At 69.7% G+C, this 12,202-nt stretch carries 21 protein-coding genes; all 21 read left to right on the top strand.

The features are described 5' to 3' along the window. Window positions 1-11 precede the first annotated feature (11 nt). The 21 genes from ACIRQH_RS20030 to ACIRQH_RS19930 all read left to right on the top strand — a co-directional run bounded on the left by ACIRQH_RS20030 (window position 12) and on the right by ACIRQH_RS19930 (window position 12,176). Window positions 12-257 carry a helix-turn-helix domain-containing protein gene (locus ACIRQH_RS20030; RefSeq protein WP_404226729.1) on the top strand — a complete coding sequence of 82 codons (246 nt, stop codon included), beginning with the start codon at window positions 12-14 and terminating at the stop codon, window positions 255-257. After that, a complete protein-coding gene (locus ACIRQH_RS20025; protein ID WP_404226728.1) occupies window positions 238-522 on the top strand; it encodes a helix-turn-helix transcriptional regulator in 285 nt (94 codons plus the stop codon). Before ACIRQH_RS20030 ends, ACIRQH_RS20025 begins: the two co-directional genes overlap by 20 nt. Window positions 523-604: 82 nt before the next feature. Then, a complete protein-coding gene (locus ACIRQH_RS20020; protein ID WP_404226727.1) occupies window positions 605-1,213 on the top strand; it encodes an RNA polymerase sigma factor in 609 nt (202 codons plus the stop codon). Continuing rightward, window positions 1,210-2,025 carry a BN159_2729 family protein gene (locus ACIRQH_RS20015; protein ID WP_404226726.1) on the top strand — a complete coding sequence of 272 codons (816 nt, stop codon included), beginning with the start codon at window positions 1,210-1,212 and terminating at the stop codon, window positions 2,023-2,025. Before ACIRQH_RS20020 ends, ACIRQH_RS20015 begins: the two co-directional genes overlap by 4 nt. Next, window positions 2,022-2,528 (top strand): hypothetical protein, encoded by a 507-nt coding sequence (locus ACIRQH_RS20010; protein WP_404226725.1) that lies wholly within the window; start codon window positions 2,022-2,024, stop codon window positions 2,526-2,528. Before ACIRQH_RS20015 ends, ACIRQH_RS20010 begins: the two co-directional genes overlap by 4 nt. Beyond that, on the top strand, window positions 2,525-2,827 hold the full coding sequence (locus ACIRQH_RS20005) for a hypothetical protein (protein WP_404226724.1): 303 nt from the start codon (window positions 2,525-2,527) through the stop codon (window positions 2,825-2,827). Before ACIRQH_RS20010 ends, ACIRQH_RS20005 begins: the two co-directional genes overlap by 4 nt. Continuing rightward, window positions 2,824-4,086 carry an ATP-binding protein gene (locus tag ACIRQH_RS20000; protein ID WP_404226723.1) on the top strand — a complete coding sequence of 421 codons (1,263 nt, stop codon included), beginning with the start codon at window positions 2,824-2,826 and terminating at the stop codon, window positions 4,084-4,086. Before ACIRQH_RS20005 ends, ACIRQH_RS20000 begins: the two co-directional genes overlap by 4 nt. A gap of 74 nt (window positions 4,087-4,160) precedes the next feature. Then, a complete protein-coding gene (locus tag ACIRQH_RS19995; RefSeq protein WP_404226722.1) occupies window positions 4,161-5,636 on the top strand; it encodes a UvrD-helicase domain-containing protein in 1,476 nt (491 codons plus the stop codon). Next, window positions 5,633-6,169: a hypothetical protein gene (locus tag ACIRQH_RS19990; protein WP_404226720.1), complete on the top strand. Its 537-nt coding sequence runs from the start codon at window positions 5,633-5,635 to the stop codon at window positions 6,167-6,169. The genes ACIRQH_RS19995 and ACIRQH_RS19990 overlap by 4 nt, the downstream gene beginning before the upstream one ends. 80 nt (window positions 6,170-6,249) lie before the next feature. Next, entirely contained in the window at window positions 6,250-6,510 is a 261-nt protein-coding gene (locus tag ACIRQH_RS19985; protein WP_404226718.1) for a WhiB family transcriptional regulator, read from the top strand. Between the two features lie 64 nt (window positions 6,511-6,574). Further along, a complete protein-coding gene (locus ACIRQH_RS19980) occupies window positions 6,575-7,594 on the top strand; it encodes a hypothetical protein (RefSeq protein ID WP_404226717.1) in 1,020 nt (339 codons plus the stop codon). Continuing rightward, complete coding sequence (locus tag ACIRQH_RS19975; RefSeq protein WP_404226715.1) at window positions 7,591-8,292, top strand: hypothetical protein; 702 nt, start codon at window positions 7,591-7,593, stop codon at window positions 8,290-8,292. Before ACIRQH_RS19980 ends, ACIRQH_RS19975 begins: the two co-directional genes overlap by 4 nt. Next, window positions 8,289-8,573, top strand: a complete 285-nt coding sequence (locus ACIRQH_RS19970) for a hypothetical protein (RefSeq protein WP_404226713.1) — start codon at window positions 8,289-8,291, stop codon at window positions 8,571-8,573. The genes ACIRQH_RS19975 and ACIRQH_RS19970 overlap by 4 nt, the downstream gene beginning before the upstream one ends. Beyond that, window positions 8,570-8,869: a hypothetical protein gene (locus tag ACIRQH_RS19965; RefSeq protein ID WP_404226711.1), complete on the top strand. Its 300-nt coding sequence runs from the start codon at window positions 8,570-8,572 to the stop codon at window positions 8,867-8,869. The genes ACIRQH_RS19970 and ACIRQH_RS19965 overlap by 4 nt, the downstream gene beginning before the upstream one ends. Window positions 8,870-9,078: 209 nt before the next feature. Further along, window positions 9,079-9,267: a hypothetical protein gene (locus ACIRQH_RS19960; protein ID WP_404226800.1), complete on the top strand. Its 189-nt coding sequence runs from the start codon at window positions 9,079-9,081 to the stop codon at window positions 9,265-9,267. Window positions 9,268-9,269: 2 nt separating this feature from the next. After that, a complete protein-coding gene (ssb, locus tag ACIRQH_RS19955) occupies window positions 9,270-9,782 on the top strand; it encodes a single-stranded DNA-binding protein (protein ID WP_404226710.1) in 513 nt (170 codons plus the stop codon). A gap of 9 nt (window positions 9,783-9,791) precedes the next feature. Continuing rightward, window positions 9,792-10,046, top strand: a complete 255-nt coding sequence (locus ACIRQH_RS19950; RefSeq protein WP_404226709.1) for a hypothetical protein — start codon at window positions 9,792-9,794, stop codon at window positions 10,044-10,046. Then, window positions 10,046-10,231 carry a hypothetical protein gene (locus ACIRQH_RS19945; RefSeq protein WP_404226708.1) on the top strand — a complete coding sequence of 62 codons (186 nt, stop codon included), beginning with the start codon at window positions 10,046-10,048 and terminating at the stop codon, window positions 10,229-10,231. Before ACIRQH_RS19950 ends, ACIRQH_RS19945 begins: the two co-directional genes overlap by 1 nt. Further along, complete coding sequence (locus ACIRQH_RS19940; protein ID WP_404226707.1) at window positions 10,228-10,914, top strand: VWA domain-containing protein; 687 nt, start codon at window positions 10,228-10,230, stop codon at window positions 10,912-10,914. Before ACIRQH_RS19945 ends, ACIRQH_RS19940 begins: the two co-directional genes overlap by 4 nt. Before the next feature lie 70 nt (window positions 10,915-10,984). Continuing rightward, the gene (locus ACIRQH_RS19935) at window positions 10,985-11,611 is read left to right on the top strand and encodes a hypothetical protein (protein WP_404226706.1); all 627 of its coding nucleotides are present in this window, start codon (window positions 10,985-10,987) and stop codon (window positions 11,609-11,611) included. Further along, window positions 11,604-12,176: a hypothetical protein gene (locus ACIRQH_RS19930; RefSeq protein ID WP_404226705.1), complete on the top strand. Its 573-nt coding sequence runs from the start codon at window positions 11,604-11,606 to the stop codon at window positions 12,174-12,176. Before ACIRQH_RS19935 ends, ACIRQH_RS19930 begins: the two co-directional genes overlap by 8 nt. Window positions 12,177-12,202 lie beyond the last annotated feature (26 nt).

The following is a 12,202-nucleotide window of genomic DNA, read 5'->3' as shown; positions in this document are numbered from 1 at the left end:
ATCTTTCCCATGTGAAGGCGAACGGAGACACCATCCGGCGCAGTCGCGAGAAGTCGGGCTACGGCCTGACGGAGTTCGCCGCAACCGTCGGAATCTCCGCCTCGTACCTGTCCCGGATCGAAAGAGACCAGGCCAGCCCCAGCCCCGGCGTCGTCAAGAAGATCGCCGTCCAGCTTCGAGAAGCACGCGAAGCCCGGGCTGCCATCGCTGAGATCACCCAGAGCGAAGAGGCATCTGATGACAAGCCAACCGAGTGAGAGCGACGGCACTCACTTGACCGTGGCCCAGCTCGCCGCCCGATGGCACATGTCGGAATCGGCCATTTACGTAGCTCGGCACCGCGGCAAGGCACCCAAGGGCTTCAAGAGCGGCAAGCGGGTTCTCTTCCCGCTGGCCGAGGTTGAGGCCTTCGAGGCGGAGCGGATGGCCGGCGACCGGCCCTCGCACCGCGGGACGACCGTCGAGCACCGACCGCCGGAGCGCGCTGCCCGCCGTGGCCGCCCCTCGCCGGCCCGTGCCTGACACAGACGAGAGCCGCCCCGGATGCGACCCGGAACGGCTCCCTGCACAAACCGAAAGCCCCTACAGAAAAGGAGATCTGGCTGTGTCTTCCCAGGCTAACGCCAAGATCAGCGCTGCGGGAGGCCATGCGACGGCCGCCCTGGTGGCGCGAGCCGCCGCGGGTGACCGCGACGCCTTCGCCACCATCTACAACGAGCACCAGGCCGACGTGTACCGCTTCCTCCACCACCGCACCCGGAACCGGGAGCTCGCGCAGGACTTGACGCAGGAGACGTTCGTCCGAGCCTTGCGCCGGATCGACAGCTTCAGCGAACGCCCCCTCACCGGAGGCGTCGGCGGCTGGCTGGTCACCATCGCCAGGAACCTGCACCTCGACCACGTCAAGACCTCCCGCGTCCGCCTGGAGGTGACGGTCGCTGAGTTCTACGAGTGGGGCGAGAGCGTCGACAGCGCGGAGCTCGGAGCCCTGCGCGATCTGGCAGCCATCGACGCCGTCGACGCCATTCAGTCCGCCATGGCGGCACTGACCCCGCACCAGCGCCGTTGCGTACAGCTCCGCTACCTCCAGGAGCTGTCGATCGACGAGACGAGCGTCGAGCTCGGCCGGCCACGCGGCGCCATCAAGACGCTCACCTTCCGCGCGATCGCCAACATGCGTCGCGCCCTCGCAGACACGGCGGTCGCAGCATGAACAAGAACCTCCCGCACGCAGTGAAGGTCATCCGTGCAGCTATGGCGTCCAGCGGCAGCGACCCGGCGGCCGCCATCGCTCACGCCCTCGACGGCGTGCAGCTGCTCGTTGACCCGGAGCGGACGTTCGGCGCGGTCCTGCGGCGCACTCCCTCCGGCGAGTGGGCGCGCCAGCACCCGGAGCCCGTCGAGCACCAGGCGCTCCCGCAGCAGACCCCGCCGGCGGACCCGAGCCCGATGACCGAGCTGGAGCAGCAGGCCCGCGCGTGGGACGACCGGTGCGCGGAAGCCCGCCGCGTGGCCAAGGTCATCGAGCGGGAGATCGGCGAACACCCCGCCTTCCAGCGCCTCCAGATGGACCGCGACCGGATTCTCGTCTCGCTCCACATCCTCGACCAGGCTCAATGGGCCGAGTGGCGCCGGTACTTCGGGATCGCACACGACAAGGAGACGTCGCTCCCGTACATGGTCGCCGGAGACGGCCACCGATACGGAGTCCGCATCGGAGTCGTGGCCTACGACCTGCCGGAATCCCGGAAACACGCCGCTCGGATCGCTCGCGAGCCGTACGAGTTCGAGGGCGTCGTGTACGACCTGGCCCTCCCGCAGCGTGACGCGAGCGGTGACGCCTGGTTCTACCAGGCCGTGCGGACGCCGGACGGGATGCCGCTTCTGTCGCTGGACGGACGGCCGGACCGCTGCACCCTCGCGAACCTCGTCCGGTACTCGGGGCCGCTGACGCCCGTCACCGACGCCCCGTCGCAGCAGGCCACCCCCGTCGCGACGCCCGTCGCGGGCGGTGAGTCTGCATGAGCAAGGTCACGCCCGCACTTCAGGCTGCCGTCGTTGCCATGCTGACTGCGAAGCGCCCCGCACTCGGCACTCTCCCTCTGCTCTGGGAGCTGCGTTCGTCCGGCGCGATCTACGTCCGCCACGACCACAGCGCGAACCCTGACGATTCGATCGTTCCCCAGATGGCTTTCGAGCTGAAGCGCGCCATCCGTGGTGCCCACACTGACAGCTTCGAGCTCCCGGGAGAGGGCGGGACCATCATCCGGGCCTACTCCGTGTCCGGGCACGTGAACGGCGTCAAGATCGACTTTCACGAGTACCACCGTGGCATTCGCCCCGATGGGAGCCCCCCCAGCACCACCGCTGAAAGAGGTCCCGGCGAGTCGATCCTCGACGTCGAGACGGCCGTCAGTGAACTCGGAGCCCTGCCGGTCCCGATCGGATCCGACCCCGAAACGCCGGACCGTCTGACCCGCACGTTCGCCCCGACCCAGGCCCTGCGCGAGTCGGATGGTGCCGAGTGACCGCGTACAGCAGGGCCTACGAGGCTCTCACCGGCGGCCGGCCCCTGAGCAAGGTCGAGGCTGCGGCTCTTCTCGGCACCCTGCGCCAGGAGTTCGGCCAGGAGCTCGCAGACGCACTCGTGCAGGTTCTCGACGTCGAGTACGAGCAGACCAAGAGCACCGGCAGCAGCAGCGGCGTCCGGCTCAAGCGTCAGCGCTATGGCGCCGCCATCCGCACCGTCAACCGCATCCGCGAGTTCGCCACCAACCCGCGCGGCTTCACCCCTCCCGCCCAGCACGACCCCCGGAGCACGTCATGACGACCTTTACCTTCGCCCCGGCGACCCGCGAGGCCGCAAAGGCACGCATCGGCATCCAGGGCCCCGGCGGCTCCGGCAAGACGAAGACCGCCCTCCGCATGGCCGAGGCACTCAAGGCCGGCGGCCTGATCGGCGTCGTCGACACCGAGCGCGGCTCCGCCCTCAAGTACGCCCCGGTCCCCGGTCGTCCGGACATCGACGCCCACGAGTTCGCTCACCTGCCGATGGCGTTCTGCTCCCCGGAGAACCTGATCGCCGCGGTGAAGGCAGCCGAGGAGGCCCGGATCGCGGTCCTGATCGTCGACAGCTGGTCCCACTTCTGGGCGGGCAGGGGCGGTCTCCTCGCCCGCGTCGACGAGGAGGCCAAGAAGGGCGGCAGCGGCGGCAAGTTCACCGCCTGGGGCCCGGTCAACGAGTTGGAGCAGAACATGCTCGACGCGCTGCTGAACTTCCCCGGCCACGTCATCGTCACCATGCGGACGAAGAACGACTACTCCATGGAGGGCAAGACCGTCACGAAGGTCGGCGTCAAAACCGTCCAGCGTGAAGGCGCGGAGTATGAGGTCGACGTCCTGATCGACATGATCGCGGGCACCGGCACGGTGACGAAGACCAGGTACACCGCTCTGGACGGCGCCTGTGTCCACCACCCCGGCGAGCCCTTCGCCGAGGCGATCTTGGAGCAGCTCGGCCAAGGCGTCGACCCCGTCCAGGTCATCGTCGACGCGCTGACCGCCGACGGCCTGACGTACGACCGTGCGTTGGAGCTGTACAGCCAGGCCGACAACCGGCGGCTCCTGCCTGCTGACCTGCTGCACCCGAAGACTGGCGAGCCCGCGAAGCTCGGGGACGTCATCAAGGAGTACGGGCAGGCCGTCAAGCCCGTCGCTGACGCCCCGTCGACGCCCACGGGGCAGGACCAGGGCACCCCGTCGGGCACCACGCCCGGCGCCGGGGCGGGCCCGTCGCTGACGCCCGTCACGGCCCCGCAGATGCGGATGATGCACGCCCTCTTCGCCAAGGTCGGCCTCGGTCACAAGGACCTTCGGGAGCAGCGTCTCAGCGCCACCGCACTGATCGTCGGCCGCCCGCTCTCGTCCGCGAACGAGCTGACCAAGGACGAGGCGCAGACACTCCTCGACACCCTCACAACGTGGGGTGACCGGGCGAACCCGGAGGACGAGTTCGCCGCGATGGTCCAGGGCCTGGAGGACGAAGCCGCCCGGTCCGCGGGCGTCGCCGCCGGCCAGTCCGCCTGATTCACCACTGATCGCGGGCCCGCCCCGACCCCATGCGGGACGGGCCCGCACCCCCAGAAAGGAGGTGCACCCCAGTGGTGACTCCCACCATCGAACAGCGCGAGTCGATCGACTCGTACGGCGACGGACTCGACCTCGTCCTCCAGGCCGGCGCAGGCTGCGGCAAGTCCGCAACCCTCAAGATGATTTCGCAGACGGACGCGCGTAGGCACATGACCTACGTCGCCTACAACAAGTCCATCGCGACCGACGCCAGCCGCAGTTTCCCCTCGAACGTCCTCTGCAAGACGGGTCACGGCCTGGCCTTCGACCCGCGGTACGGCCGCCGGCTCCAACGTCCCCGCCAGACCGCCCACCAGGCCTCGCAAGCGCTGGACGTCAAGAAGGTCGCCGGGATCATCGGCGCGACGCCCACGATCCGCACCGACCTCGGCCACCAGCACGCCATGACCGGCAAGATCATCATGCGTGCCGCCCTCGACACCGTGACCCGCTGGTGCCACAGCGCCGACGACGAGATCGAGGCGCGCCACATCCCGCAGTACGACGGCCTCACGAAGAAGAAGGCTCGCGCCGAACTCGTGGCGCTCGTACTGCCTGTGGCCCGGGCGTCATGGCAGGACCTGAGCCGCGAGGACGGCGTCCTGAACCTGTCCCACGACCACTACCTGAAGATGTGGGCGCTGAGCAGGCCGACGCTGCCCACGGACGTCGTTCTCCTCGATGAGGCGCAGGACACGAACGACGTCCTGGCCGACGTCCTCCTCCGCCAGGACCACGCGCAGCGCATCGCGGTCGGCGACTCCGCCCAGCAGATCTACAGCTGGCGCGGCGCCAACGACGCACTCGAAGGCTTCCTCCGCCAGCTCGGCTGCCCGGAGCTCACCCTCAGCCAGTCGTTCCGGTTCGGGCCGGCCATCGCGGCCCGCGCCAACATCTGGCTCCGCACGATCGACGCACGGCTCCGCCTCACCGGCTGGGAAGCCGCGGAGTCCAGTGTCGGTCCGCTCGACTCCCCGGACGCGATCCTCTGCCGCACCAACGCGGGCGCCATGGGCATCGTGATGGAGGGCCTCGCCGCCGGACGGAAAGTGTCCCTCGTGGGCGGCGGCAGCGACATCAAGCGCCTCGCCTGGGCCGCCAAGTCACTCCAGGACGGCCGCCCGGCCGATCACCCGGAGCTCATGGGATTCCCCTCCTGGGACGCCGTCCGCGAGTACGCCGAGGAAGAGGACGGCTCGCTCAAGGTACTCGTGAAGCTGATCGACGAGCACACCACGGACCGGATCCTCGCCGCGGCCGACGCCCTTTGCTCGGAGCAGCAGGCCGAGTTGGTGGTCTCGACCGCCCACCGGTCCAAGGGCCGGGAGTGGCCGACGGTCCGCATTCACGCGGACTTCCGGGCGCCGAAGGCCAACCCGAAGAGCGGCCTGGTGGTGCTGCCCCGCGAGGAAGGCCGGCTGGCGTACGTCGCAGTGACCCGGGCGCGCGAGCAGCTCGACGACACCGCCCTCGCGTGGATCTCCACGGTCACGGCGGTGAGCGAGTGAAGCCCCGCAACCGCGAGCGTCAGTACGGTTCACCGCTCGGACGCCGCCGGAACTGGATCTCCGTCAGCCCCCTCGCCGTGCCCACGGTCTGGATGGCCACTCCCGACGGGCTCATCTGCCTCGACCTGATCGCCGTCGAGCTCGCGGTCAACGGCCTCCGCAAGGGCTGGAAGCTCACGTCGGCCGAGGCCGCCTACGCCACCGACCTGCTGCTCCAACGTGGCGTGGAGCGCTTGACGATCTCGAAGCTACTCGGACCGGACTACAGGACCCTCCGCAGCTGGTTCCCGAAGGACGACACGCCCCTGGGCGAGGCCCTGTCACGCGCCCAGGTCTCCGCGGAGGCGAACCCCACGGTGCACAAGCGCCCGGGCCGCAAGCCCCTTGCCTGCTGCGGCACTTACGCCGCTGCCATGCGCCACCAGAAGCGCAAGGAGCCGATGGACGAACCGTGCCGCCAGGCCAAGCGCGCGGCAGACGCCTTCTACCGCAAGCACGGCACCTACGTGGGATTCCCGGGCGTGGCCGCGTGACGGCCGTCGACGACACCCGTCACGTACCCGCTACCAGCCGGAATTCGTTTGATCATGACCGACCGTACGGAGGGCTCGTGATGGGTGCGGAAAGCGACTGGGAGCCGAGGGCCGTCTGTCGGCGCCTCGAGCCGGAGCTCTTCTTCGAGCCGGCAACGAGGTCGTTGGCCAAGGCCGCTTGCGCACGCTGCCCCGTCCGCGCCGAGTGCCTGGACGCGGTTCTGATCCGTGAGGAGGGGCTCCGCGTGGGCGACCGGAGCGGGATCTTCGCCGGACTCCTGCCCGGCCAGCGAGTGGCCCTCGCGAAACGGCGTGCCGCGCAGACCCCGCCGGCCCAGTAGATGCCGGGGGCCCGGCGGATGAGACCAGCCGGGTCACCGGTCACCACCACCTAGGAGACAGCACGTGGGCAGCCGCCTGTACGTCGAGGTGCTCGACTACGCACCGACGACGCTGACGCACCGGGAGAAGCTCGCTCTCGCGGTGCTGGCGGACGACGCCCGCGACTCGACGCGGATCACCTGGTCCTCGGTCGAGTCGGAGAAGATCCTCCGCCGTGCACAGGTGTCGCGGCCCCAGATCTACGAAGTGATCAAGGCTCTGGTGAAGAAGGGCGTCCTCGAGAAGGTCTCCGCCGGCCAGAAGAACGGCACTGCGAAGTACCGGATCCTCGCCCTTCAGAGTCCGGAACTTCCAGACACTGACGACGAAACTCAGGGTCCGGATTCTGCGGACACTGACGACCCTCAGCGTCCGGGAACTCCGGACACTGGACCCGAACTTGAGGGTCAGGGATTCCCGGACACTGAGCCCCCTCAGCATCCGGAAACTCCGGACACTGACCCAGAAACCCAGTGTCCGGATTCTGCGGACACTGACGAGTCTCAGTGTCCGGAAACACCGGACGTCAGTGTCCGGGAATCCCGGACGCCTACTCACTCTCCTCTCTCTACAAGACCTCTCTCGTTCGGAGAACCGTCGCCGTCGGCTGACGATCAAGACGACGCGCCAGAAGAGGTCATCGAGGTCGAGACCGTCGACGACGCTGAGGCCGACTCCACGGACGCACCGATCACCACGCAGACGATCGTCGGCGAGTGGCTCGACCGCTGCGCCGAGCGGCCCCCGTCGCGTGTGATCGGCCAGGTCTCCAAGGAGATCCGGATCCTCCTCGACGAGGACGGCATCGACCCCGACTCCATCCGACGCGGCATCGCGCACTGGATGCGCAAGGGCCTCCACCCCTCGACGCTCCCCAGCGTCGTGAACGAGGTCATGAACTCCACCGGGCCCGCAGGCGCCTCGACAGGACGCCAACAGCCCGCCAACGCCCTCTACGACCAGGCCACCGGCACCACAGTCTTCGACCGTGCCCGTGCCCGCCTGGCCGCCCGCACCGCCGCCCAGGAAGGACAGGGCCAGTGACCCAGGACGAAGCCATCCTGTTGCTGGAGTACGTCTCCGCAGCCTGCCCCGCCCAGCGCATCGGCGAGCACACCCCGGACGTCTGGGGCGAACTCTTCGAGCCCTACGCCCTCGACGAGGCACGTACCGCCGTCCTCGTGGTCGCCCGTCAGCAGCCGTTCGTGGCGCCGGCCGACGTCATCGCCGAGATCAAGGCCCGCCGTGCCGAGCGCATCGAGCTGGCGAACCTGGTCTACGACGGCAACCCGCTGGAGACCGGCGCCGAGTCTGCCGCGACCCGCCGTCAGCTGATCCGAGCCGCTGCAGACGGCCTCACAGGCCCCAGCAGCATTCAGACCGCCCTGGGGGCCGGAGAGCGCCTCGAACTGCCCCCAGGCGACGATCATGGCCCGTACGAGGGCCGTGCAGCTGCCGTCCGAGCGTCCATCGGGAAGATGCCCGCTGGTCGCGACGCCGCTCACGACCCCCGCGGGCGCGCCTGCCGCCGCTGCGGAGCCACACCCGGCAGCAGCTGCACCACCAGAAGCGGCCGCCGTCTCCAGGACCCGCACCCCGTACGCCTGGAGGACATGAAGCGCGCGGCCGCCGGCCTCCCGCTCCTCGACCATGACGCGGAGCAGGCCCGCATCGTGGCCGCCTCCGCAGCTGCCCTCGCGCTCGGCACCGACGACCAGGAGCAGGAGGTCGAGGCGTCATGACGGCCATCCCGCAGCAGCGCCGCCCCTTCCGGTTCGCGCCCATGGCCATCCACTGCACGTGGTGCCGGGCCCGCGTCGGCGAGCTGTGCACGAACCAGCGCGGCAACACCGACCGGCGCCGCGACGTGCACTCCGCCCGCCAAATCGACTGGGTCAGGGTCATGTCAACCCGGTGCCCCGAGTCCATCTGCCAAGCCCCCGCCGGCCAACCCTGCACCCTCGCCCCCAACGCCCACCAACTCCGCATCACCGCGGCCCGCATCCCCACCACCACGCCATGAAAGCCACATGCCACGACTGCCGCCGCCCCGTCCTCTGGACCGTCACAGAGGCCGGGAAGCGCCTCGCCGTCGACCCCGACCCCGACCCCGCCGGGAACGCCGCCGTCTGGCGCGACGGAACCGGCTCCGTACGGTCCCGCCGCCCCTCGGCCGAGCTCCCCCTCTGCGGCTGGGAGCGACTCCACATGCCCCACGTCGCCACCTGCCCGAGCCGCGTCCAGCAACTCGCCCTCCCCGGCGCACTCCCGCCCGGAGTGACCAGCCTCGACGCCCACCGCCGAAAGAAGCACCGATGAAGTGCTGCTTCTGCCCACAGCCCCTACGCACGAAGGAGTCCACAGACCGCGGCTACGGCCCAATCTGCGGCCTGAAAAACGGCCTCATCCCGCCACCGGAACCCCGCCGACCGCGCGTCACGACGCCCGTCAAGCCCGTCACGACATCCCGCGTCCACCCCGGACAGACCTTCATCCCCATCCAGCCCCAACTCCCCACGGAGGCCCAGATGCCCACCCGGACCGACCCACCGACCCCCGCGAGCGACCTGCCCCAGATCGCCGTCGACTGCCCCACCTGCCAGGCGACACCCGGCGACCTCTGCACAAGCCACGGCGGCACCCGCACCCGCCGCAACGACACCCACCGGTCTCGTACGGACCGCTGGAACGACAGCACCACCACGAAGGGGAACTGATCTTGCTGCCCACCCTGACCGGCGTCGGCCGACTCACCGGCGACCCCGAAATGTCCTTCACCGCATCCGGCAAGGCCGTCGCGAACGTCTCGCTCGCCTTCAACAGCCGGCGCCTCAACCAGCAGACCCAGCAGTGGGAAGACGGAGACGTCTTCTTCATCCGCGGCAGCGTCTGGGAGCGCCTCGCCGAGAACGTCGTCGAGACCCTCGCCAAGGGCATGGAGGTGATCGTCACGGGCGAGATCCGCACCCGCTCCTGGGAGAAGGACGGCGTCAAGCACGAGCGACCTGACCTGTTCATCCGCTCCATCGCCCCGAACCTCGCCTTCTCCGTCGCCAAGGTCTCCAAGGACGCGCAGAGCCAGCAGAACGGCCAGAGCGGCGGGCAGCGGCCCCCGCAGACCCAGCAGCAGACCCAGGGCCAGGCGCAGCGCTCCCGCCCCACCAACCCCCCAGCAGACGACCCCTGGGCCGTCGACGCCGCCAAGGGCTACAGCGACGAACCCCCCTTCTAGGAAGCGCACATGAGACTCGGCCACCTCCTCGCCGCCGGCATCATCACCGCGGCTCTCATCACCGCCTGCGACCCCCCGGCAGACGTCGACTGCAACGGCGCAGCCCTCCGCCCCTCACCTGTCGCGCAGGCCGCACCGATCGCCCCCGACCGACCCAGGCCGCCCAAGCGGTCCAAGACCTCGAAGCACAAGTCGAAGGCCAAGACCGGCACCACCCGACACCACGCACACCACCACGACCACGACGACTGCGACGACGACTGATGGCCACCCTCCTAAAGCTCCCCACCGGCACCGACGCCGCGGAGCTCGTCGAAGCCCTCCACGTAGCCGCAGACGCCCGCGACGACACCGCACCCGAACTGGCCACCCGCTGGCGCACCCTCGCCAACGACATCGGCGACGCACTCGACGCCCTCCCGAAACCCCGACAGGAACACACCCAGTGATCAACCTCGCCAAGCTCGAACAGCAGGCCCCCGGCCTCGTCCCCCTCGCCAAGACCGCCGCCACTTCCCTGGAGAAGACCGGCCTCACCGGGCAGCGCGCAGCCGTACAGCTCGTCCTCGACCACTCCGGCAGCATGAGCAGCTACTACAACGACGGCTCCGTCCAGCACCTCGCCGAGCAGGCCCTCGGCCTCTCCGTCAACCTCGACGACGACGGCGTAGTCCCGCTGATCTTCTTCGGCTCGTACGTCGAGCAGTACGACGACGTCCGTCTCGACAACTACGCCGGAATCATCCAGCGCGTCCACCCGAAAGTGCACTGGGGCTCCACCGACTACGTGGCCGGCATGCAGGCCGCCATCGACGAGCACCAGAACTCCGGCGCCACCGACCCCGGCCTGATCATCTTCCAGACCGACGGCGAACCCGACAACCGCCGAGCCGTCGAGAAGCTCCTCAAGAAGGCCTCGGGACTCCCCATCTTCTGGGCCTTCATCGGCTTCGGAGGACGCGTCAGCTTCCTCGAACGCCTCGACGACCTCCGCGGCCGCAAGGTCGACAACGCCAGCTTCTTCCACGCCGCCGACCCCCACAACGTCTCCGACGCCCAGCTGTACGACGCCATCACCGGCGAATACGCGCAGTGGATCACCGCCGCGAAGGCCGCCGGAATCCTCCCGTAACGACCAGCCCGCCCACCGAGGACAGGTCGCCCACGCAGGTGACCACCTCCGGCCAACCACCGGAGACACCATGTCCACGACAGCAAACCGCCCCCACAGGAACCAGGAACCGGAACCGGTTCGCCCCTGGTTCGCGCGCCTGTTCCGCAGGCCGAGCCCGGAGACCCGGGAGGCGATGGTCCGCGGCCTCGCCGCTGAACCCGCCGCTCCCCTCGCCGCCGCCGCACGCATGGGCGAGGCCCTCCGCATCGCCAAGGACAAGGCCGAGCGCTGCCAGGCGAACGCCGACTCGTTCGCCAGGGAGCTCCGCGAGACCGTCGACACCCTCGCCGACCGCACCCGCGAGCGCGACGGCGCGTACGAGGAGCGGGCGCAGCTGCTCGCCTGGCTCGCCGCACTGCACCCGTCGACGGCCGTCATCGCCCCGTCGCCCGACGTCGACGAAGACGGCTGGCAGCTCCTGTACCTCGTGGCCGGCGGCTGGCAGATGTCCTGGCACATCCACCCGCGCGACGCCCACCTCTTCAGGCACGTCACCAAGGTCGACGTGACGGACGTCCGGGCGCAGTGGGACGGCCACGGCACGGTCCAGAAGTACGAGCGGATGCACAACCACGTCCGGCTCCTGGCGCTCACCGCCATCGGTGACGGGGCGTCGACAGCCGGCACGACAGTGTCGGAGGTGCGCAGTGCCTGAGCCCACTCCAGACCCCCGCATCCTCGCCCTGGCCAAGGCCCGGCAGCAGGTAGCCCACGAGAACACGAACAAGTCGCTACCCCAGTGGGACGGGCTCAGCAAGGGAGCCCGCGACGTCCACCTTCTCGAAGCCGCCGCGTGGGTGCGCGCCGCCATCACCGCCGGCATCATCCCGGCCGCTGCGGACGACTTCACCGATGCCCGTGCCGCGTTCATGAACATCGGTCGCACTCCGTCGCTGGAAGGCCTGCGCACGGAGCTGCGCATCGAGGGCCGTCCCGTCCTCGTCGGCCGGTATTGCGGCGCCGAGATGGGCCGCATGCACGACGTACCGGGCTACGAGCACGTGCTGTCGATCAAGCCGCAACTCCTCTTCGAGTACGACGAGTCGACCGCCGCGGAGCAGCCGGCCGAGTCGTGCGGGAAGTGCCGGCAGCCCTTCGACCCGGCCGACACACGCTCCGTCGGAACTGCCAGGCACCGCGACACCGCCTACTGCCGCGGCTGTGTCACCCGCTGCCACGACACAGAGATCGCGGACCACCGCTGCGTCATCTGCGCCTGACCACGAGCACGGCCGCCCCTGTCCGA

The organism is Streptomyces sp. NPDC102279 (assembly GCF_044766365.1).
Taxonomy (GTDB): domain Bacteria; phylum Actinomycetota; class Actinomycetes; order Streptomycetales; family Streptomycetaceae; genus Streptomyces.
The sequence above is the reverse complement of the archived record's forward strand: the minus strand, read 5'-3'. Positions and strand labels throughout refer to the sequence as shown.

What these genes read in the sequence shown, in the direction of transcription:
- ACIRQH_RS20025 (WP_404226728.1), top strand. Translation starts at nt 238, where the DNA reads ATGACAAGCCAACCGAGTGAGAGCGACGGCACTCACTTGACCGTGGCC.
- ACIRQH_RS20015 (WP_404226726.1), top strand. Translation starts at nt 1,210, where the DNA reads ATGAACAAGAACCTCCCGCACGCAGTGAAGGTCATCCGTGCAGCTATG.
- ACIRQH_RS20010 (WP_404226725.1), top strand. Translation starts at nt 2,022, where the DNA reads ATGAGCAAGGTCACGCCCGCACTTCAGGCTGCCGTCGTTGCCATGCTG.
- ACIRQH_RS20000 (WP_404226723.1), top strand. Translation starts at nt 2,824, where the DNA reads ATGACGACCTTTACCTTCGCCCCGGCGACCCGCGAGGCCGCAAAGGCA.
- ACIRQH_RS19985 (WP_404226718.1), top strand. Translation starts at nt 6,250, where the DNA reads ATGGGTGCGGAAAGCGACTGGGAGCCGAGGGCCGTCTGTCGGCGCCTC.
- ACIRQH_RS19970 (WP_404226713.1), top strand. Translation starts at nt 8,289, where the DNA reads ATGACGGCCATCCCGCAGCAGCGCCGCCCCTTCCGGTTCGCGCCCATG.
- ACIRQH_RS19965 (WP_404226711.1), top strand. Translation starts at nt 8,570, where the DNA reads ATGAAAGCCACATGCCACGACTGCCGCCGCCCCGTCCTCTGGACCGTC.
- ACIRQH_RS19960 (WP_404226800.1), top strand. Translation starts at nt 9,079, where the DNA reads ATGCCCACCCGGACCGACCCACCGACCCCCGCGAGCGACCTGCCCCAG.
- ACIRQH_RS19950 (WP_404226709.1), top strand. Translation starts at nt 9,792, where the DNA reads ATGAGACTCGGCCACCTCCTCGCCGCCGGCATCATCACCGCGGCTCTC.
- ACIRQH_RS19945 (WP_404226708.1), top strand. Translation starts at nt 10,046, where the DNA reads ATGGCCACCCTCCTAAAGCTCCCCACCGGCACCGACGCCGCGGAGCTC.
- ACIRQH_RS19935 (WP_404226706.1), top strand. Translation starts at nt 10,985, where the DNA reads ATGTCCACGACAGCAAACCGCCCCCACAGGAACCAGGAACCGGAACCG.